Origin of the sequence: Streptomyces sp. NPDC057271 (assembly GCF_042668715.1) — a bacterium.
Lineage (GTDB): Bacteria > Actinomycetota > Actinomycetes > Streptomycetales > Streptomycetaceae > Streptomyces.
This window is the reverse complement of record NZ_JBHUYJ010000018.1, coordinates 21,367-40,278: the sequence shown is the minus strand read 5'-3', so window position 1 is coordinate 40,278 and position 18,912 is coordinate 21,367. Positions and strand designations below refer to the sequence as shown.

The 18,912-nt window shown below is 71.2% G+C and carries 15 protein-coding genes and 1 pseudogene; 4 read left to right on the top strand and 12 right to left on the bottom strand.

The genetic code is table 11. From position 1 onward, the window contains the following. Window positions 1-1,576 (top strand): annotated as a pseudogene (locus ACFUJR_RS11710) (PAS domain S-box protein); the annotation flags it as partial. Between the two features lie 90 nt (window positions 1,577-1,666). On the opposite strand, the gene ACFUJR_RS11705 reads toward ACFUJR_RS11710, so the two are convergent. The 8 genes from ACFUJR_RS11705 to ACFUJR_RS11670 form a co-directional block, all read right to left on the bottom strand. Then, window positions 1,667-3,319 (bottom strand): long-chain fatty acid--CoA ligase, encoded by a 1,653-nt coding sequence (locus tag ACFUJR_RS11705; RefSeq protein ID WP_383163739.1) that lies wholly within the window; start codon window positions 3,317-3,319, stop codon window positions 1,667-1,669. Between the two features lie 132 nt (window positions 3,320-3,451). Continuing rightward, a complete protein-coding gene (locus ACFUJR_RS11700; RefSeq protein WP_383163736.1) occupies window positions 3,452-3,997 on the bottom strand; it encodes a SigE family RNA polymerase sigma factor in 546 nt (181 codons plus the stop codon). Window positions 3,998-4,147: 150 nt separating this feature from the next. Continuing rightward, complete coding sequence (locus tag ACFUJR_RS11695) at window positions 4,148-5,314, bottom strand: lipid-transfer protein (protein WP_383163733.1); 1,167 nt, start codon at window positions 5,312-5,314, stop codon at window positions 4,148-4,150. Continuing rightward, on the bottom strand, window positions 5,311-5,892 hold the full coding sequence (locus ACFUJR_RS11690; protein WP_383163730.1) for a MaoC family dehydratase: 582 nt from the start codon (window positions 5,890-5,892) through the stop codon (window positions 5,311-5,313). Before ACFUJR_RS11690 ends, ACFUJR_RS11695 begins: the two co-directional genes overlap by 4 nt. After that, the gene (locus ACFUJR_RS11685) at window positions 5,889-6,917 is read right to left on the bottom strand and encodes an acyl-CoA dehydrogenase family protein (RefSeq protein ID WP_383163728.1); all 1,029 of its coding nucleotides are present in this window, start codon (window positions 6,915-6,917) and stop codon (window positions 5,889-5,891) included. The genes ACFUJR_RS11690 and ACFUJR_RS11685 overlap by 4 nt, the downstream gene beginning before the upstream one ends. A 1-nt stretch (window position 6,918) precedes the next feature. After that, window positions 6,919-7,836: a bifunctional MaoC family dehydratase N-terminal/OB-fold nucleic acid binding domain-containing protein gene (locus ACFUJR_RS11680; protein ID WP_383163726.1), complete on the bottom strand. Its 918-nt coding sequence runs from the start codon at window positions 7,834-7,836 to the stop codon at window positions 6,919-6,921. Further along, a complete protein-coding gene (locus ACFUJR_RS11675; RefSeq protein WP_383163724.1) occupies window positions 7,833-8,999 on the bottom strand; it encodes an acyl-CoA dehydrogenase family protein in 1,167 nt (388 codons plus the stop codon). Before ACFUJR_RS11675 ends, ACFUJR_RS11680 begins: the two co-directional genes overlap by 4 nt. 422 nt (window positions 9,000-9,421) lie before the next feature. Beyond that, window positions 9,422-9,730 (bottom strand): hypothetical protein, encoded by a 309-nt coding sequence (locus tag ACFUJR_RS11670; RefSeq protein ID WP_383163722.1) that lies wholly within the window; start codon window positions 9,728-9,730, stop codon window positions 9,422-9,424. Between the two features lie 339 nt (window positions 9,731-10,069). Here ACFUJR_RS11670 and ACFUJR_RS11665 point away from each other — a divergent pair, with 339 nt between their 5' ends. Together ACFUJR_RS11665 and ACFUJR_RS11660 are read left to right on the top strand one after the other, a co-directional pair. Next, window positions 10,070-10,975: a bifunctional DNA primase/polymerase gene (locus ACFUJR_RS11665; RefSeq protein ID WP_383163720.1), complete on the top strand. Its 906-nt coding sequence runs from the start codon at window positions 10,070-10,072 to the stop codon at window positions 10,973-10,975. A 138-nt stretch (window positions 10,976-11,113) separates the two neighbouring features. Beyond that, a complete protein-coding gene (locus ACFUJR_RS11660) occupies window positions 11,114-12,148 on the top strand; it encodes a peptidase inhibitor family I36 protein (RefSeq protein ID WP_383450341.1) in 1,035 nt (344 codons plus the stop codon). Between the two features lie 381 nt (window positions 12,149-12,529). Here ACFUJR_RS11660 and ACFUJR_RS11655 read toward each other — a convergent pair whose 3' ends face one another. The 4 genes from ACFUJR_RS11655 to ACFUJR_RS11640 all read right to left on the bottom strand — a co-directional run bounded on the left by ACFUJR_RS11655 (window position 12,530) and on the right by ACFUJR_RS11640 (window position 16,795). Then, window positions 12,530-13,699, bottom strand: a complete 1,170-nt coding sequence (locus tag ACFUJR_RS11655) for a restriction endonuclease (RefSeq protein WP_383163763.1) — start codon at window positions 13,697-13,699, stop codon at window positions 12,530-12,532. 189 nt (window positions 13,700-13,888) lie between these two features. Further along, on the bottom strand, window positions 13,889-14,602 hold the full coding sequence (locus tag ACFUJR_RS11650; protein ID WP_383163716.1) for a class I SAM-dependent methyltransferase: 714 nt from the start codon (window positions 14,600-14,602) through the stop codon (window positions 13,889-13,891). 26 nt (window positions 14,603-14,628) lie between these two features. After that, the gene (locus tag ACFUJR_RS11645) at window positions 14,629-16,122 is read right to left on the bottom strand and encodes an asparagine synthase-related protein (protein WP_383163714.1); all 1,494 of its coding nucleotides are present in this window, start codon (window positions 16,120-16,122) and stop codon (window positions 14,629-14,631) included. Window positions 16,123-16,567: 445 nt separating this feature from the next. Continuing rightward, entirely contained in the window at window positions 16,568-16,795 is a 228-nt protein-coding gene (locus tag ACFUJR_RS11640) for a hypothetical protein (RefSeq protein WP_383163713.1), read from the bottom strand. Between the two features lie 149 nt (window positions 16,796-16,944). Here ACFUJR_RS11640 and ACFUJR_RS11635 point away from each other — a divergent pair, with 149 nt between their 5' ends. Continuing rightward, a complete protein-coding gene (locus ACFUJR_RS11635; RefSeq protein WP_383450339.1) occupies window positions 16,945-18,285 on the top strand; it encodes a tetratricopeptide repeat protein in 1,341 nt (446 codons plus the stop codon). Window positions 18,286-18,912: the final 627 nt, after the last annotated feature.

Below are 18,912 nucleotides of genomic sequence, written 5' to 3'. Positions count from 1 at the left end.
GGAGCGGAGCGCGGCCGCCGAGGCGGGGCCCCGTACGCCGTTCGCGCTGCCCCCGGCCGACGTGGACCGCGCCCCGGAGGCGGGGAGCGAGGAGCCGCAGGCCGTCCTCGCGCCGCAGGCGGCACAGCCCCAGCCGACGCCCATGCCCATGGCGACGCCGATGCCCATGGCCATGCCCATGCCGGCGCCGATGCCCATGCCGGCGCCGATGCCCGTCACCGACGAGGGTCAGCACGACGCCGTACGGTCCGTGCCGGACGCCGACCACACGCCGCCGCAGCCGCACCCCCTGCCCGAGCCGACCGGGCGCCGACGGAACACGAGCGGGCCGCAGGAGACGCGGAGCGGCACCGGCACCGGATCCCTGCCGTTGCCGCCCGAGATCCCCGCGCCCGCGCCGTCCCCGGCCGCCACCGCCAGCGCGCCCGCCGCCGCCCCCACAGGGGCCGCGCCGAAGGAACCGAAGGACGGGACGCAGGGGGGGCGGGCGTTCAGCGTGCGGACGCTCGGGCAGGGCGTGCCCTTCGCCCAGCAGATCGCCGCGCAGCAGAACGGGCAGGCCCCGCCGCCCGCCGGCGGCAACGGCTCCGGGCGGCGGCGCAAGCTCGCCACCCCGCCCGAGGGCGACCGGCCCGCTCCCGCCGCCGTGACGGCGGCGGCGACGGTCCCGGCCGAGCCCGCGGCCAAGCCGCACCCGCAGCCCAAGCTGGCCCCCGCGGCTCCCGAAGGCCGCTCGTACGCCATAGGAGCGCCCGCCGAGGGCGCCGACGAGGGCCCGGAGCCGCTCGACGGACCCGGCGGCGCGGTCGAGGTCGCCCACCAGCCCGTGCCGCGGCCCCTCGACGACGAGCTGCCCCCGGAGCCCCTGGACAACCCGCGCAGGCTGCTCGTCTGGCCCGCGCCGGACGTCTCCACCCAGCAGGCGCTGAGCGACCGCGGCTACCGGCCGGTGATCGTCCACTCCCGCGAGGAGGTCGACGCCCAGATCGCCGCCTTCCCGGCCGCGCTCTTCGTCGACCCGCTGACCGGGCCCATCACCCGTACCGCGCTCCAGTCGCTCCGCCAGGCGGCCGTCGCCGCCGAGGTGCCCGTCCTGCTGGCGGCCGGTCTCGGGCAGGCCACCCGGGAGGCGGCGTACGGTGCCGATCCCGCCGTACTCCTCAAGGCGCTGGCGCCCCGCGACAGCGAGCAGCACCCGTCGCGCGTGCTGCTCATCGAGGAGAACGAGCACATCGCGCAGGCGCTCGCCGCGACCCTGGAGCGGCGCGGAATGCAGGTGGCGCGGGCCTCGGCCGACACCGAAGCGGTCACGCTGGCCACGCAGATCCGGCCGAACCTCGTGGTGATGGACCTGATGCAGGTACGCCGCCGACGCGCCGGGATCATCGACTGGCTGCGCGCGAACGGGCAGTTGAACCGCACCCCGCTCGTCGTCTACACCTCGGCCGACCTCGACGAGGCCGAGCTGCCGACGCTGTCGTCCGGCGAGACGGTCCTCTTCCTGGCGGAGCGTTCGAACAGCAACGAGGTGCAGGCCCGGATCGTCGACCTGCTCGCGAAGATAGGGACCAACTGAGGTCCGTACCGACGGAGAAGGAGGGGGAGCGGTGCAGGTGCACCGCTCCCCCTCCTTCCGTTCACTCCGTTCGTTCCGTCTCCGCGCGGGCTACAGCTGGGTGACGTCCAGCTCCCCCTCCGCGTACTGCCTGCGGATCACCTTCTTGTCGAACTTGCCCACGCTCGTCTTCGGCACCGCCGGCACGATCGCCCAGCGCTCCGGGAGCTGCCACTTGGCGATCCCGCCCTCGGTGGCGAGGAAGTCCTTCAGCGACTCGTAGTCCGCCGTGGCGCCGTCCTTCAGGACGACGGTCGCGAGCGGCCGCTCGCCCCACTTCTCGTCCGGTACGGCGACGACGGCGGCCTCGGCGACCTCCGGGTGCGCCATGATGGCGTTCTCCAGCTCGACGCTCGAAATCCACTCGCCGCCGGACTTGATGACGTCCTTGGCGCGGTCGGTGAGGGTGAGGTAGCCGTCCGGGCTGATGACGCCGACGTCGCCCGTCTTCAGCCAGCCGTCCTCGCTGAACTTGTCGGCGGGGCGGACCGGTTCGCCGTCGACCCCGCCGAAGTACGAGCCCGCGATCCAGGTGCCGCGCACCTCCAGCTCACCTGCCGACTCGCCGTCCCAGGGCAGGAGTTCGCCGCCGGGGCCGACGAGGCGGCCCTCGACGCCGGCCGGGAAGCGGCCCTGCGTGACGCGGTACGACCACTCCTCCTCGGCGGTCAGCCCGGCCGGCGGGTGGGCCATGGTGCCGAGCGGGGAGGTCTCCGTCATGCCCCAGGCGTGGCAGAGGCGGACGCCGAGCCGGTCGTACGCCTCCATGAGCGAGGGCGGACAGGCCGCGCCGCCGATGGTGACCTGCTTCATGGAGGAGAGGTCGCGGGGGTTGGCGGTGACCTCGGCGAGCAGGCCCTGCCAGATGGTGGGGACGGCCGCGGCGTGGGAGGGCTTCTCGCGCTCGATCATCTCGGCGAGCGGGGCGGGCTGGAGGAAACGGTCCGGCATCAGCATGTTGATGCCGGTCATGAACGTGGCGTGCGGCAGGCCCCAGGCGTTGACATGGAACTGCGGAACCACGACGAGGGTCGTGTCCGCGGCCGTCAGACCCATCGACTCGGCCATGTTGACCTGCATGGAGTGCAGGTAGATCGAACGGTGGGAGTAGACGACGCCCTTGGGGTCGCCCGTGGTGCCGGAGGTGTAGCACATGGCGGCGGCCGCACGCTCGTCCAGCTCGGGCCAGTCGAAGGTGGTGGGGCGGCCCGCGATCAGCTCCTCGTAGTCGTGCACCCGGGGCGCCACCCCGTCCAGCGCCGAACGGTCGCCGGGGCCCGCGACCACGATGTGCTCGATGGTCGGCAGGTGGGGGAGCAGCGGCACGAGGAGGGGAAGCAGCGAACCGTTGACGATGACCACCCGGTCGTCGGCGTGGTTCACGATGAACGCCAGCTGCTCGGGGGGAAGGCGCAGGTTGAGGGTGTGCAGGACCGCGCCCATGGAGGGGATCGCGAAGTACGCCTCGACGTGCTGCGCGTTGTTCCACATGAGTGTCGCGACCCGCTGGTCGCCGGTGACTCCGAGCTCGTCGCGCAGGGCGTTCGCCAGCTGGGTCGCGCGGGCGCCCGTCTCCGCGAAGGTCTGGCGGTGCGGCTCGGGCTCCCCGGTCCAGGTGGTGATCAGGGACTTCCCGTGGATCGTCATCCCGTGGTTCAGGATGCGGGTCACGGTCAGCTGTACGTCCTGCATGGTGCTCAGCACGGCGTCCTCCCGGTGGGCGCTACGTGGCAGTAAGGGTGTGGAGATTCTGCGCACGTACCACGCGGTATGTCACTACCCGGGAGTACGGGAATTGCCAGTGATCGCTGGCAGAGGAGGCGGAGGTGCGGGCGGTCAGCGTACGGGGGAGAGCTCAGGGTCCTCGCGGAGCTTGCCGAGCGCACGCGACACCGCACTCTTGACCGTACCGATCGAGACACCCAGCACCTCGGCCGTCTGCGCCTCGCTGAGGTCCTCGTAGTACCGCAGCACGACCATCGCCCGCTGGCGGTCCGGGAGCTTCATCACCGCGCGCCACATCGCGTCGTGCAGCGCCTGCCGCTCGGCCGGGTCCGGCTCGGGCAGCCCGGCCGGCTCCGGAAGCTCCTCGCACGCGAACTCGTCGACCTTGCGCTTGCGCCACTGGGACGTACGGGTGTTCAGCAGCGCGCGCCGCACATAGCCGTCCAGGGCGCGGTGGTCCTCGATCCGCTCCCAGGCGACGAACGTCTTGGCCAGCGCGGTCTGCAGCAGGTCCTCGGCGTCCGCCGGGTTCGCGGTCAGCGAGCGCGCGGTGCGCAGCAGGACGGGGCCGCGGGCCCGTACGTAGGACGAGAACGACGGGTAGCCGGCGGCCGTGGAGGCGCCGACACAGACGGGGCCGGAAGGTGGCGGAGTCATGACTCCACGCTAGGAGCGGGTACGTGGGCGGCGGATCGGCCCCAGGTCCCGAACCGCACTCCCCCTCAGGTTGTAGGGGTGGGGACGGCTGGACCTCCTGAAGGTGGAGGTGGGACGGGCCTGGAGTCAGGGTCGGGCCCGGCCGGCGCCTCAGCCGTCCGCGCCCAGGATCAGACCGGACGTGGGGACTCCGGTGCCCGCCGTGACCAGCGTCCTGGCCACGCCGGACACCTGGTTCACGGACGTGCCCCGCACCTGCCGTACGGCCTCCGCGATCCCGTTCATCCCGTGCAGATACGCCTCCCCCAACTGGCCTCCGTGGGTGTTGACCGGCAGCGCGTCCGCCGCCACGAAGTCGGCCGCCTCCCCGGGGCCGCAGAACCCGAACTCCTCCAGCTGCATGAGGACGAACGGGGTGAAGTGGTCATACAGGATGGAGACGTCGATGTCCCCGGGGGCGAGCCCGGACGTCTGCCAGAGCTGTCTCGCCACCACGCCCATCTCGGGCAGGCCGGTCAGGTCGTCGCGGTAGAAGCTGGTCATCGCCTCCTGGGCGCGTCCGGCTCCCTGGGCCGCGGCGACGATCACCGCGGGCGGACGGCGCAGGTCGCGGGCGCGCTCGGCGGAGGTGACGACGATCGCCTGCCCGCCGTCGGTCTCCTGGCAGCAGTCGAGGAGCCGGAGGGGCTCCACGATCCAGCGCGAGGCGGCGTGGTCGGCGAGCGTGATCGGTGCGCCGTGGAAGTACGCGGCGGGGTTGGTGGCCGCGTACCGGCGGTCGGTGACGGCGACATGGCCGAAGGCGTCCGGGGTCAGCCCGTACGTGTGCAGATACCGCTGGGCGATCATGGCTACCCAGGAGGCCGGGGTGAGCAGCCCGAACGGCAGCTGCCAGCCGAGCGCGGCGCCCTCGGCGGAGGGCTCGCGCCGCTGGACGCCCGAGCCGAAGCGGCGCCCGGAGCGTTCGTTGAACGCCCGGTAGCAGACGACGACGTCGGCGACGCCGGCCGCCACGGCGAGCGCCGCCTGCTGGACGGTGGCGCAGGCGGCCCCGCCCCCGTAATGGACGCGGGAGAAGAACGACAGCTCGCCGATGCCGGCCGCCTGGGCGACGGTGATCTCCGGGCTCGTGTCCATGGTGAAGGTGACCATGCCGTCGACATCGGCGGGGGTCAGCCCGGCGTCGTCGAGCGCCGCGTGCACCGCCTCCACGGCGAGCTTGAGCTCGCTGCGGCCGGAGTCCTTGGAGAACTCGGTCGCCCCGATCCCGGCGATGGCGGCACGCCCGCCGAGCCGATCGGCCTTCGTGATGCTCATGCTCCCGCCTCCCCTGCCCCGGGGGCCGGCGCTGGGTCAGGGTCTGCGCCCGCGTCCGGCGCTGGTGCCGCGTCCGGGTCCAGGTCCGGCGCAGGTTCCGGGTCCGGGGCCGGGTCCGGGGCCGGCGCAGGTTCCGGGTCCGGCGCTGGTGCCGCGCCCGGGTCCGGCGCTGGTGCCGCGCCCGGGTTCGGGTCCGGGTCCGGGAGGGTCACGGTCACCGTGCCCGTCACGTGGTGGCCGAGCCCGTTGGCGCCGACCACCCGTACCCGGGCCGTGGCGCCGTCGATCTCCGTGACCGTGCCCGTCAACGTCATCGTGTCCCCGGGGTAGTTGGGCGCGCCGAGCCGTATCGCCACCTTGCGCAGGACCGCCCCCGGACCCAGCCGGTCGGTGATGTACCGCCCCACCAGGCCGTTCGTCGTCAGGATGTTCATGAAGACGTCGGGGGAGCCCTTCGACCTCGCCGACTCCGCGTCGTGGTGCACGTCCTGGTAGTCCCGGGAGGCGACGGCCCCGGCGACGATCAGGGTGCGGGTGATCGGGATCTCCAGCGGCGCGAGCGTGTCCCCGGCCTTCATGAGCGCTCTCCGTTCGCGATCAGGTCGCCCAGCTCGGCGAGAAGTTCGGTGCCGCAGCCGAGGTACGCGTCGAGCTGTCTGCCCCAGAGGAAGTGGCGGTGGACGGGATGGTCGAGGTCCGCCCCCATGCCGCCGTGCAGATGCTGGCCCGCGTGGACGACGCGCTTTCCCGCCTCCGACGCCCACCAGGCGGCGGTCAGCGCGTGCTCGGCGGCCGGCAGCCCCTCGTCGAGGCGCCAGGCCGCCTCGTAGGCGGTCACCCGGATCGCCTCGGTGTCCATATGGGCGTCGGCGGCCCGGAGCTGGACGGCCTGGTGGGTGGAGAGCGGACGGCCGAACTGCTCCCGTACCGAGGTGTACGCGACGGCCCGGGCCAGCGAGCCGGCACAGACCCCCGCCTGTAGCCCGGCGAACACGATCCGGGCCGTGGCCAGCACGTCCGCGAGCGCGCCCGGGTCCCCGATCCGCTCACCCCGCGCGCCGTCGAGGACGAGCCGGCCGGCGGCCCAGGGCGCGGTGAGCTCCACCGTCACCACGGAGGCTTCCCTCCTGGGCACGAGCCGGAGCGCTCCGTCCTGGTCCGGTACGAGGACGTGTGTGGCGTCCCTGAGCCAGGGCACCCACTCCACCGCCCCCGTCAGGCGGCCGTCCCCCTCGGCCCGCACATGTCCGGCGGGCGGGAAGGCCCCGGTCACCACGCTCGTACCGGCACGGAGCCCGGGCAGCAGCCGCTCGCGCTGCTCCTCCGTGCCGTGCCGGGCGACGGCGAGGAGGCCGAACACCCCGCTCGCCGCGAGAGGCACCTGCGCCGTCGTACGCCCCTGCTCCTCCGCGAGCAGCACCAGACCGAGCAGCCCGATCTCCTCGACCGCTCCGGGCAGCCCGGCCGCGCACAGGGCCTTCCACAGCTCGGCGTCCGTGCCCGTGCCCGCCGCCGCGAGCCGCTCGTGCGTGGCGAGGTCACCGAAGATCCGCGCCGCCAGCTCCTGGGCCGCGACCTGCTCCTCCGTGGGTGTGAAGTCCATGTCAGCCCTCCCCGCCGTCCTGCGCCCGGAAGACGGGCAGCTCCAGCTCGTCGTCCACGCGGAGGAACTCCAGCCGGACCGGCATCCCGATCCGGACCTTGTCGTACGGCACCCCGACCACGTTGCTGATCATCCGTACTCCTTCGGCCAGTTCGATCAGACCGACCGCGTAAGGGGGATCGAAGGCGGGGAAGGGCGGGTGGTGCATCACCACGTACGAGAAGACGGTCCCCTCGCCGCTCGCCTCGACGGTGTCCCACTCCGGCGAACCGCACGCGTTGCACCCGGGCAGCCAGGGGAGGCGGAGGGCCGCGCAGCCCCCGCAGCGCTGGATGAGCAGCCGGTGCGCGGCGACGCCCTCCCAGAAGCCGGCGTTGTCCCGGTTGACCACCGGCCGGGGCCGCTTGGCGGAGGGCTCGCCGCTCGCCTTCGGCCGCGGTGCCGCCGGCGCGTACTTGAGGATGCGGAAGCGGTGGGTGCCCGCGAGTTCGCCGCCGGCGCGGATGTCCATCCGGGTGGTGACGAAGTGCCCCGTCCCGAGCTTGGTGCTCTTGCGCGCCGACACCGACTCGATCACGGCGTCGAACGTGATCGCGTCGCCCGGTCGCAACGGCCGCGGGTACTCCTGCTCGCAGTCGGTGGCGACCACGGAGGTGAACCCGGCCTCGTCCAGGAGCGTGAGCAGCTCGTCGTACGCCCCCGACCGGTCGGTGTGGCCGGAGAGCCCGCCCATCGTCCACGCCTGGAGCATGGTGGGCGGCGCGACGGCGTCCGGCCCCCGGTACGCCGGGTCGGTGTCCCCCATGGCCTCGCACCAGTGCCTGATCATCGGCTCGTTGACCAGGTCCTTGCCGACGCCCGCGGTGGCGGCGGGCTGTCCTTCGTACCCCTTCAGCCGCTCGTACAGACCGTCCGTCATCGCCGCCCCCTCCCCTTCATGCCGAGCCGCATCGTCGCGACGATCTCGCGCTGCACCTCGCTCACCCCGCCCCCGAAGGTGTTGATCTGCGCGGCGCGGTTCATCCGCTCGAGCTCACCGCCGTCGAACTCCCCCGGCGACCCCGCTCGCACGAGACCCGCTCCGCCCGCGATCTCCTGACATATCCGGTACACCTCCACCGCCGATTCGGTGCCCGCGAACTTCACGCCGCTGGCGTCTCCCGGGGCCAGGCGGCCCGCCCCCACATCCCCCACCAGACGCCAGTTGAGCAGGCGCGTCGCCGCCAGCCGGGCATGTGCCTCGGCGGCCCGAATCCGTATCCACGGCTCGTCGATGCGGCGGCGCCCCGTCACCGGATCGGGCGTGCGGGCCCGGCGGAGGGCCGCTTCGTAGAAGTCCTCGGCCTGCATGCCGATGGCGGCGAGGGCGACGCGTTCGTGGTTGAGCTGGTTGGTGATCAGCCCCCAGCCGCCGTTCTCCTCCCCGACGAGGTTCCCGGCGGGGACACGGAGGGAGTCGTAGTACGTCGCGGTCGTCGTCAGCCCTCCGACCGTCTCGATCGGTGTCCACGAGAATCCGGGGGCGTCCGTGGGGACGAGCACGATGGAGATGCCGCGGTGCTTGGGTGCCTCGGGGTCGGTGCGGCAGGCGAGCCAGATCCAGTCGGCGTTCTGGGCGTTCGAGGTGAAGATCTTCTGCCCGTCGATCAGCCAGGAGCCCCCGTCGCGTACCGCCTTCGTACGGAGCGAGGCCAGGTCGGTGCCGGCCTCAGGTTCGCTGTAGCCGATGGCGAAGACGGTCTCGCCGCGCAGGATCCGGGGGAGGAAGTACGCCTTCTGCTCGTCGGTCCCGTACTTCATCAGGGTCGGGCCGACCGTGTTGAGCGTGACCATCGAGACGGGGGCACCGGCCCGGTAGGCCTCGTCGAAGAAGACGAACTGCTCGTCGGGGCCGCGGCCCTGTCCGCCGTACTCGGGCGGCCAGCCGAGCCCCAGCATCCCGTCGGCGCCGATGCGACGGAGCAGCGCGCGCTGCGCTGCGCTGTCGGTCGCGGGCGGCGGACCGTCGGGCATCACGTCGCGGAAGTACGCGCGGAGTTCGGCACGCAGCCGCAGCTGCCGCTCGGTCGGGGCGAGGTGCACGGCGACGGCCTCCCGGGGGACGACTATGGTTTCTGACTGTCTGTCAGATGCGGGAGCCGTGTCAAGGTCACGGACGCGGCGGGGCCCGCCGGTCACACGGGAGGCGGGCCCGACGGACACGGCACACGGGGGGGCGTTGCCCCGCAGGCACACGGGTGGAGTCGCCCGGCAGGCACACGGGTGGAGTCGCCCGGCAGGCACACGGAAGGCGGGCCTCGCGGCACCGCACGGGGCGCCGCCCGGCGGACACGGCACACAGCACACGGGGAGGGCGCCCGGTGGACACGAGCCACCCCGCCCGGCATCCATGGCAAGCACCCCGGGAACGCGCGGCGGCCCGTGCGCCGGCGCCGAAGCGCCGCCGCACGGGCCACTGTTCACCCCGCGGTGATTCCCCCGTCGGGCCGGACCCCAGCTGACGGCTAGAACCACCAGGGGTAGAAGTTGACCGTCGCGTTCGACTGGTCGACGGCGGTGAGCCCGGAGCCGTTCACGCTCGCGGTGTTGCTCTGGTTGGAGGCACCGGAGCCGGTGGCCACCTGCTGCGTGGTCGTCGAGTTGCCGAAGTTGTCGCCGCCCACGCCGCTGCCGATGACGGAGGCGACGCTCGTGTTCGATCCGTCGTCCGCGAATCCGCCGTTGTCGGCCTGCGCGACGCCGGTGAAGAGAGCGGCGGTCAAGGGCAGCGCGGCGGCAGCGGCGAGAACGCGGGCGGTACGGATGCTTGCCATGTCTTTTCCTCCGTGAGCTGAGCTGAAGCTGTCGTGCCGAAGCACTGAAGTGCGTCTGTTTCCCAGGCAGTTGGCCGACCGCCTCGGTCGTTGTGCTCGACGTCGCGACTCCAGAGTTGCCCACACAATCCCCGGCGAACCACCCCTCAGTGATCGATTCCCCCTCAAGCGTGAGGACAAGTCGATAAACCCCCTTCACCCACCCGAATGCGCAGCTCACGGGGGTGGGGCCGGATCTCGCCACCGAAACCGCACCCCCACAACAGGGGAAGCGTTCCGGCAGATTTTCAGCCAATCCCCCCTCTTTCCTTTTTCGAACGGGTGTACGAAACTGAGTCCATGGCCACCTCCGACCGGCGCTCCGCCACCCTGGCCCTGGCCCACGCACTGTCTGCGGCAGAGCGCGGGCTCCCCGTCATCCCCCTGTCGCCCTCCAAGCTCCCCGCCCTGCGCTCACCCCACCGGCACGAACCGCATCCCGTCGTCTGCCACGGCGAATGCGGCCGCCCCGGGCACGGTGTGCACGACGCGACCAGCGACCCCGCGACCGTACGGGCGCTCTTCGCCGCCGCCCCCTGGGCCACCGGCTACGGCATCGCCTGTGGGCGCCCGCCGCACCACCTCATCGGCGTCGACCTCGACGTCCTCCACGGCGACGCCGCCACGACGGCCACGACCGAGCTGCGTCACCTCGCGCTCCAGCACCTGTTCACGCTGCCGCCCACGGTCACCGTCCTCACCCCGTCCGGCGGCCGCCACCTGTGGCTGACCGGCCCGCCGGACGTCGTCGTCCCCAACTCGGCGAGCCGCCTCGCCCCCGGCATCGACATCCGCGGCGCCGGCGGCTACCTGGTGGGACCGGGCTCGGTCACCGCCAAGGGCGCGTACCGGCTCGCACCGGGCAGCGAGCAGCTCGATCCCGCTCCTTGCCCGCGCGCCCTCCTCGACCTGATCGCGCCCCCCACACCGCCCTCGCGCCCCCCTCACAACTCGACGAGCCCACGCCACGGCCGCGGCCTGGTCCACTTCGTCCGCACCGCACAGGAGGGCCAGCGCAACACGCGCCTGTTCTGGGCGGCCTGCCGGGCGTACGAGAACGGCCTCGGCGACTCCCTCGCCGACGCCCTCACCAAGGCGGCGGTCCACACGGGCCTGACCGAACACGAGGCCCGCACGACGATCCTCTCGGCGGCCCGCCTCACCCGGGACGCCCACCCGACAGAACACCCGAGCGCCGCCCCCTGACGGAGCGCCACGCGCCCACGACAAAGGGGCATCCCGAAACCGGGGTGCCCCGCTCGTCGGCTGGAGAAGGGACACGGATACGGTCCCTCCACGCGACGCGCCCGAAAGCCTGTGCGCGTCACGACAGGGAGGGAATGCATGCGCACATCACTGCTTCGGCGCCTGGCCTCGGCGGCCGGAGCGCTGGGGCTCGCCTCGCTCGGACTGCTCGGCACGGGCGCGACGCCCGCGCGGGCCGCGATCAGCGACTGTCCTTCGGGGTACTTCTGCGCCTGGCAGAGGGACGACAACGGCACCGGCCCGATGTTCAAGACGAACACGAGCAAGGCGACGCTGGGTACCTGGGACAACAAGTTCCGCACGGTGATCAACCGCACGTCCATGATCGCCTGCCTCTATGACGACGCGAACTACGGTCGCACAGGGGGCTACCAAACCTTCGACCCCCGGCAGCAGTACGCCACGGGCGGGTACCTGGGCGACCCCAGCTCGCTGAAGTTCGTCCGCACCGTGCGGGAGTGTGAGGCGCCCGCCTACCCCTACTGGAACGCGACGACCGCCCCCAGGCTGTCCGGCTTCGGCGACATGAACGCCGACCGGAAGGCCGATGTCCTGGTCCGCGACGCCGCCGGGCGCCTGTGGTTCCTGCCCGGCGACAACACCGGTCGCCTGGTCGGCTCCGGTGGCTGGAACAGCTTCAACGCTCTCCTCCGGCACGGTGACTTCAGTCGTGACGGCCGGGAGGACGTGATCGCCCGCGAGACCTCCACCGGCAGACTCTGGCTCTACCCCGGCACCGGAAGCGGCGGCCTCGGCGCGCGCAAGCTGGTCGGCAGCGGCGGCTGGAACGGCATGAACGCACTGGTGGGCGTCGGTGACATGAACAGCGACGGCCGGGCCGACCTCTACGCCCGCGAGGCGTCGACCGGCAAGCTCTGGCTCTACCCCGGCAGGGCCGGCTCCCTCGGTGGCCGGGTCCTGGTCGGCAGTGGCGGCTGGAACTCCATGGTGTCCCTCATCGCCGTAGGGGACTCGTCCGGCGACAGCCGTCCCGACCTTCTCGCCCTCGACCGCGCCTTCTTGTACCGGTACATGGGCACTGGCACGGGCGGGCTGCGGACGGGCGAGAGAACCGATCTGTGGTGGGGCCTGGAAGGTGCCAGCGTCTTCTGACGCCCACTGGAGACGGCCCCTGACCACAACTTTGGCCAGGGGCCGTTCCACTTGGCGGTGGGGGTGGGATTTGAACCCACGGTGACTCGCGCCACGACGGTTTTCAAGAGGGTGCTACGGGAAGCCTGGCGTACGTGTCTGACCTGGTCGTTCCGTACGATCCGGGCCCCGCGCCGCCACCGGCGGTCCACACCTGGTCCACTGGGTCGGCTCAGCTCCCTGCTTGCCACTCGGGCCCGACAACCGACCTCTTGATCCGTAGGATCGGGCAGGCTGTGGGGCGGGGGCTCCGCCCTCCTCCCAACTGACCGCTGATGGCCGTGATCAATGGCCCTTGTGTGCCGTCGTTGCCGTCAGGGCTGCCGTCAGCGCGCCGTGCACCTATTTGAGGCCGTGCGCAGCCGCGATGTGTGGTCGCTGCGCAAGGAGGGTCTCCAGTCTGCTGTCAGGCCAGAGTTCGATGTAGGGCGCGTTGCCCTCCGAGTTGTGCCGCTCCGCCCAGGACACCGCATCAGCAGTGAATCTGCCGCTGGTAGCGATGACAATCCCTCGCACGAGCGGGGGTCCCCATAGCTTTCCTGCCGTTGCCGTCTCGCTAACGGCGGCCGCGTTGACCGAGCGGCTGCGCCAGTGCTTGGCCTGAACGATGACACGCTCGGTGCGGACGCCACCGGAACCGTCTCGAAGAACCCGGTCCATGGAAAGGTCACGCCCTCGGTCGGGGGCACGGGTTTGCATCAGCCACTCGACGTTCTGGTGCTCCGGGATGTCTCGCAGTAGATCGTAGAGGAGCCGTTCGAACCCGTCGTCGTTCAGCAACTCCCACCGAAGCGCCAACGTGGCCGCCCCTGTGAGGTTGCCCGACGCCGCCTGTCCGAGATCGATGTCCGGGACCGGTAGCGGATCGCTGTCGCCGAGAGACTTGGCCTCGATGCCGGCACGCACAGCTGGCCAGTCGAATTCAACGATGTCCTGCCAGTCGTGCCCCTGGCTGAAGCGCATGTGCCGCTGCAGATCCCACCAGCGATCAATGCTTTCGGCGTCTTCGCCCAGGAGCCTTGCGATTTCCCCGATCGCAGTCTCGACCTCTTCGGTCTGTTCGTTTTCCAGGCGTTCAACGGCGTCTCGCGCTGTGTCTCCCAAAGCGAGGGGGAGCGCTGCGTCGACTGTCGAGACGAGTTGCTCCAGTCGACTCCGTGCCGCACGTCGGCGAGCCCGGTCCAGGCGGTATTGATAGGCGGCAAGATCCGCTCCGGGCTTCTCCCCGGCAGCATGTACGGCGGTGGGGTGCTCGCCGATGTCGAGGTAGTCGATGAAGGCTTGGCCCATTTCGTCGATGTCCGGGAGCGGCTCAGTGATGGTCCAGCCATCAATTCGCGGGAGCCCGGGGAGCAGATCCGCCCAGGCCGCCCGAAGGGCGTCGTACTGGACATCTGAGCCGCGTTGCGGGCCGGATGGGATGAACGGCTTCGCACGCTCCCACACGCTGTCCATTTTTCTCAGGTTGGCCGCCGTACGGTCCATGGCGCGCAGTAGTTCTTCGAGGTCCATGCTCACAGACTCGCACTCCTCACTCGGGGCGTGGGATCTTCTCTCATCAGGAGGCGGTACATGCGCGGGATGAGTGTCGCGCGCGTGGGGAACGCTTGGCAGTCTGGCGCTCCTGACCTGCTCGTTCCCTGCCCTGAGAGCCCTCACGACCTCTGTCGGTCCACACCTGGCCCAGCGGCACCCTGGCTGTCAGGTGTACCGGGCCACCGTGTACGCGGTCGGACCGGTGAGGGTGCCGCCTCTGGAGCTGTCGGTCATGTCCAGGATCTCGAAGCCGACACGTCCCGCGTACTGTTCGAGCTCGCGCGGGAAGAGGACGCGTCTGCGGATCTCGTCCTGGGCCTCGTCCCCGGAGGGGAGTACCCAATGCCGGTGCATGGTGTTGATCTGGGTCCGCAAGTCCCACTCATGGCGGATCGTGACGGTCGCCGGGCCGCTCGGGGTGTCGACCGTGGCGGTCATCGGACCCGTCCCCGTGATGGGAGCGACTGGGGAGCACAGGATGAGCAGACTGCCCCTCTGAGCGTGGGCCGCGAACGTGGCGAAGACCTGGGTGATCTCACTGTTGTCGTGGACGTAGGCAAGGCTGTTGCCCATGCAGGTCACCACGTCCATGCACCGCCGGAGTCTCGCGGTGCGCATGTCTCCGATGCGGATGTCCAGCTCGGGCCGGGCCTGGCGGGCGTAGTCGACCATGCCGGGCTGGAGGTCCAGGCCGATGCACTCGTAGCGCTTGGCCAGGATCTCCAGGTCCCTGCCGGTGCCGCATCCGAAGTCGACCAGCGTCCGAGCGTCCGGGCGATGCGTCTCGATCAGGGTCTGACACATCCCCGCGCCGGTGCTGTCGGACTGGATCACGTCGTACAGGGCCGGGTCCCGGTAGAGGAGGTTCGTCGCTTCCACTGGTTCCGCTTCCGTGTGGTGGCTGGTCACATGAGGCTCCGCAGTCCGACCTCAAGGGCAAGGACATCGCACAGCAGATCAGGGACGGTCGGGGCGGCTTCGGCGCCCTTGCGGGCCTGAGCGAGTGCCTGGCCGTCAACGTAGCCGAGATCGACCAGGACGGACTCCTTCAGCATGTCGTCCAGCACGGGCAAGCCGTACGAGCGCAGCCCCTTCTCCAGGACAGCCAGGAAGTTCTCCGGTTCGGCCGGCGACGCCACCGGCTCCGGCAGTCCCGCCCGCCTGATCCGCTCACGGAACAGCGCCTTGCCTCGCTTGTACTCGTGCGGTAGTTGCTCCATGAACCGGACGAGCCGCGGGTGTACGAGCGGGCTCACCGGCCAGACTCCGGCCCGCAGAAAGCCGGGATTGTGCATCCCGAACGCCATCAGGGTCGGCACCGGCAGGACGGGGATGGGCGCCAGGTGCTCGTTCACCTCGCCCAGGGCCCGAACCGCCTTCGGCCCGAGCCACGGAACGGCTTCCGGCGTCGGCAGTTCCGCATCCGTCCTGGAGTGGTGGGCGTTGACCTCGTCCCCTCCACTGCCGGTGAACATGACCTCGCACCGCCGGGCGGCTGCCTGGGCACGTACGACGTCGAAGGCTTCCTGGTAGAACGCCCCGGCCGGATCATGCGGCCGGCGCAGAGCGCGCACGCCACCGGGGCAGAACGGCGGGTGCTGCATGGCGGGAATGGCCACGTCTCGGAAGCCGCAGTGATCCGCGTACGCCTGGCGGCGCTCACTCTGCTGCCTGCCGGTGCTTCCCCCGACCAGTAAGCCGAAGCTATGCACCTGCGGAAAGCGCGCCGCTTTGACGGCCAGGGCGACGTTCCCGGAGTCCGCGCCGCCAGACAGTTCGACGCCCACGCACCCCGTGGCGCTCGGCGCTTCGCGGATCACGTCGGTCAGCAACTCGTCGAGCATGGCGAGTGGATCGACACCGGGCCGCAGCGTGCGCGGCTCCAGGACGTGTTCGGCAGGTTCCGGGTAGCGGATGCCGAGTCCAGCAGCGGTGAAGGTGGCTGACGCCCGCTCAGTCAGGCGGTAGACGCCCTCGAACAACGTCTCGGACGTGTAGCGATGCTGCCTCGTAAGCGTCCGCGCCACGACACGCGGCACCAGGCGGTCAGCCGACAGATGCGACCGCAGGGCCATCACGTCCCAGGATGCGTGCAGCTCGCCGGCCTTCTCCAGCAGGTACAGCGGGGCTGTACCGAAGACGCCCGCCGTGAGACGGGCCTCCCCGGTCGTCATGACGACCTCGACGAAATCGGCCTCGCCCCGCTTGCACTCCTTCACCCTCAGCCGCACACACGGCGTCTGGTCGTCGCAGACCTCCATGACCAACGCGGACACGTTCGCGGGCTCGATCCAGCTTTTGCCGTTGACCCAGCGACCTCCTTCCGGCCTCCACCGGGGCTCCTGGAGATCGGCCAGGCGCAGACGCATCGACAGCATGTCGTCCCTTTCCGAAGTCATGCGGCGGGGCGGGGCCGCGAACGACCCCGCCCCGCCTGGCGTCAGCCCTGGATCACTTGGAGCAGTGGTCGCCGTTGTTGTCGCCACCGCCGGGCATCTTGTCGAGCAGCGTGGCCTCGACAGCCGGGACGCCGGTGATCAGGTCGCCGGTGAACAGCTCGTCCACGTTCATCGCGTTCTCCTCTTACGGTTGAAACGGACCCCGCAGCTGATGCTGCGGAGTTGATCCCGTCCGGCTGCCGGCCCTTACGAAGAAGGCGGCCGGACGGGTACCCACCACTTCCGGCGGTGGGCCCTCCCTCGCCACACGTGGGGTTGGATGTGGCAGGGAGAAGTCAGGTGGGGGTGGAGGCGGCGGCCACGCCCAGGACGAAGCCGACCGATGCGGAGATGGTGATGATCAGCAGCGCTCCGGCGTAGCGGCAGACGACTGCGGCTAACCGCCTCACAGCCGCTCGCCGCGACTGCGCTCGTTCGCCCTGCGCACGGCGGCGCTCATCTCGGCCGCGGCGTCCTGAGGCTCGGGACGGCTGTGCTGCGGGCACTCACACGGCGGGAACAGGTTCGAGCCCGGCGGCGGGTCCGCGCCCTCGTAGGTGTCGATCCTCAGCACCCCGTCCACGCCCCGCTCTTCGGTCAACTGGGCCAGTCGGGCCCGCGCTTCGCTTTTCATCCCTCAGTCCCTCAGACGATGGCTGCGGCGAGGTCTCGCCGTTCCCTGCTGCCTCTACGCAACCGCGTGGCCACGCACAGCGGTACCGTTGCAGCAGCGCCGGGACTTGAAAGCCTTGAAAGTTCGCAAGGGCACGGGGAGTTGAGGGCATGGCCACGCGTGAACCGAACGGGGCGCTCGGGCGCCTGCTCGCCGAGAGCCGCTGGACTTATCGCCAGTTCGCGCGGGCGGTGAACCGCGTGGGCACCGAGATGGGCACGCCCCTGCGATACGACGAGTCGGCAGTGAGCCACTGGCTGGGTGGCACCGTGCCTCGCGGAGCCGTGCGGGTGTGCGTCCTGGAAGCCCTCTCACGGCGTCTGGGGCGGCCCGTAACGCACGCTGAGGCCGGTCTGCCCGTTCCCCGCGATCACTCCCCGACAGCCGCGGATACCGTGGAGGGGCTGATCGACCTCGGGAGGCAGGACATGGACCCATCGCGCCGCAGTGTCCTGGGGGCCGGCCTGTTCTCCGTCGCCCTCACGATTCCCGGGTGGCCGGATGTCATCGGCCGTGCCGAAGCGGTCCAGTCCGGCCGCGCCCGCCGGATCGGCATGAACGAAGTGGACATGGTCATCGCCATGACCGAGCGCGTCTCAGAACTGGACGACCAGTTCGGCGGTCGCCACGCACGCCCCATGGCCGCCTCGTTCATGGTGAACACCGTGGCGTCCTACCTGCGCGCCGACGCCCCCGACGACGTTCGGAAGGCCATGCTGTCCGCGGCCTCGGACCTGCTGTACCTGACCGGCTACATGGCCGTGGACGAGGGGCTGCACGGCCTCGCGCAGCGCTACTACGTCAAGGCGCTGGAGCTCGCGGGCGCTGCCGAGGACCACCTGACCTACTGCACCACGCTGCGCGGCATGAGCGTCCAGGCGATCGACCTTCGCCACGGGGGAAAGGCCATGGAACTGGCCGACGCGGCGGCAGCCGCCTCCCCGAAGGCCGGGCCTCGCATGCTGGCGTTCCTCGCCGGCCAGCAAGCACACGCCGCCGCGCAGACCGGCGACCGGACTCGGGCGCTGCGGTACATCCGGGAGGCCGAGACCGCCATGGACCGTGCCGAGTCGCGCGGCAAGGCGTTCGGCTCGTACGACCCGGCGTCGCTCAACTACCACATCAGCCAGGTTCGTTACGAACTCGGCGACGTCTCCGGCGCCATCGAAGCCATGCAGCAGTCCGACAAGGTGCGCTACAGCGTCTATCGCCGTGCCCGCGTCCGACACCGCGCCATGCTGGCCGAACGGCAACTGGAGTTCGGCCACCTGGAAGCGGCCTGCGACACCTGGCACCAGGCGCTCGACGACTACCCCATGGTGCAGTCCGGCCGAGCCGACGACCGGATGAGAAACATGTTCGGCCTTCTCCGGCCGCATCTGAAGAACACCACTGCGCGGGACCTCTACGACCGCGCACGAACGATCGCGCCGCCTTCTCTGGTCAGCTGACCCGTGCCGTTGGCGACCTCAGCCACAGAAAGTCAGCCACGACGGCGGGCGCGCCGAACGAGCACCCGCCACGTGTGCCTCCAGCAGCGATCGCGCCGCCTTCTCTGGTCAGCTGACCCGTGCCGTTGGCGACCTCAGCCACAGAAAGTCAGCCACGACGGCGGGCGCGCCGAACGAGCACCCGCCACGTGTGCCTCCAGCAACCACCCACCGGCCCCAGCCACGCTTCCCAGTGCGTCACGGCCAGCGGCCACGTTGCGGCCTGAGCGCTGCCGTCGGCCTCGCCTGACGAACGGGCGGGAGGCCGGCTGCCCGGGTCACGGCTGGTTGAACGGCAATCCGCGGTGACCGGTGCGGACTTGGCATGCATCCCGCTCCTGCTGGCCGTGCTCGCCGTGGGGCGGCTGTCGGGGTTCTTCACGGTCCGGCTGCCCGCTTCTCGGGCTTTTGCGGCGCGAGCGGGCGGGGGCCGTCGCGGGCGGTGGCGGAGACATGGAGCCAGCGGCGGCCTGGGGCCGCCGCGCCGCGGGGGGGGGGGCCGGGGGGGGGCCTGTGTCCGGGGAGAAAAGGTGGCAGGCCCTACCCCCCTGTGCTTCTTTTCCAGGGGGGGGGGGGTGGTTTTTTTCG

Excerpts from the sequence above, each read along its gene's own strand:
- ACFUJR_RS11700 (WP_383163736.1), bottom strand. The coding sequence starts at position 3,997 with ATGACTCCGCCACCTTCCGGCCCCGTCTGTGTCGGCGCCTCCACGGCC.
- ACFUJR_RS11695 (WP_383163733.1), bottom strand. The coding sequence starts at position 5,314 with ATGAGCATCACGAAGGCCGATCGGCTCGGCGGGCGTGCCGCCATCGCC.
- ACFUJR_RS11690 (WP_383163730.1), bottom strand. The coding sequence starts at position 5,892 with ATGAAGGCCGGGGACACGCTCGCGCCGCTGGAGATCCCGATCACCCGC.
- ACFUJR_RS11685 (WP_383163728.1), bottom strand. The coding sequence starts at position 6,917 with ATGGACTTCACACCCACGGAGGAGCAGGTCGCGGCCCAGGAGCTGGCG.
- ACFUJR_RS11680 (WP_383163726.1), bottom strand. The coding sequence starts at position 7,836 with ATGACGGACGGTCTGTACGAGCGGCTGAAGGGGTACGAAGGACAGCCC.
- ACFUJR_RS11670 (WP_383163722.1), bottom strand. The coding sequence starts at position 9,730 with ATGGCAAGCATCCGTACCGCCCGCGTTCTCGCCGCTGCCGCCGCGCTG.
- ACFUJR_RS11665 (WP_383163720.1), top strand. The coding sequence starts at position 10,070 with ATGGCCACCTCCGACCGGCGCTCCGCCACCCTGGCCCTGGCCCACGCA.
- ACFUJR_RS11660 (WP_383450341.1), top strand. The coding sequence starts at position 11,114 with ATGCGCACATCACTGCTTCGGCGCCTGGCCTCGGCGGCCGGAGCGCTG.
- ACFUJR_RS11655 (WP_383163763.1), bottom strand. The coding sequence starts at position 13,699 with ATGGACCTCGAAGAACTACTGCGCGCCATGGACCGTACGGCGGCCAAC.
- ACFUJR_RS11645 (WP_383163714.1), bottom strand. The coding sequence starts at position 16,122 with ATGACTTCGGAAAGGGACGACATGCTGTCGATGCGTCTGCGCCTGGCC.
- ACFUJR_RS11640 (WP_383163713.1), bottom strand. The coding sequence starts at position 16,795 with ATGAAAAGCGAAGCGCGGGCCCGACTGGCCCAGTTGACCGAAGAGCGG.
- ACFUJR_RS11635 (WP_383450339.1), top strand. The coding sequence starts at position 16,945 with ATGGCCACGCGTGAACCGAACGGGGCGCTCGGGCGCCTGCTCGCCGAG.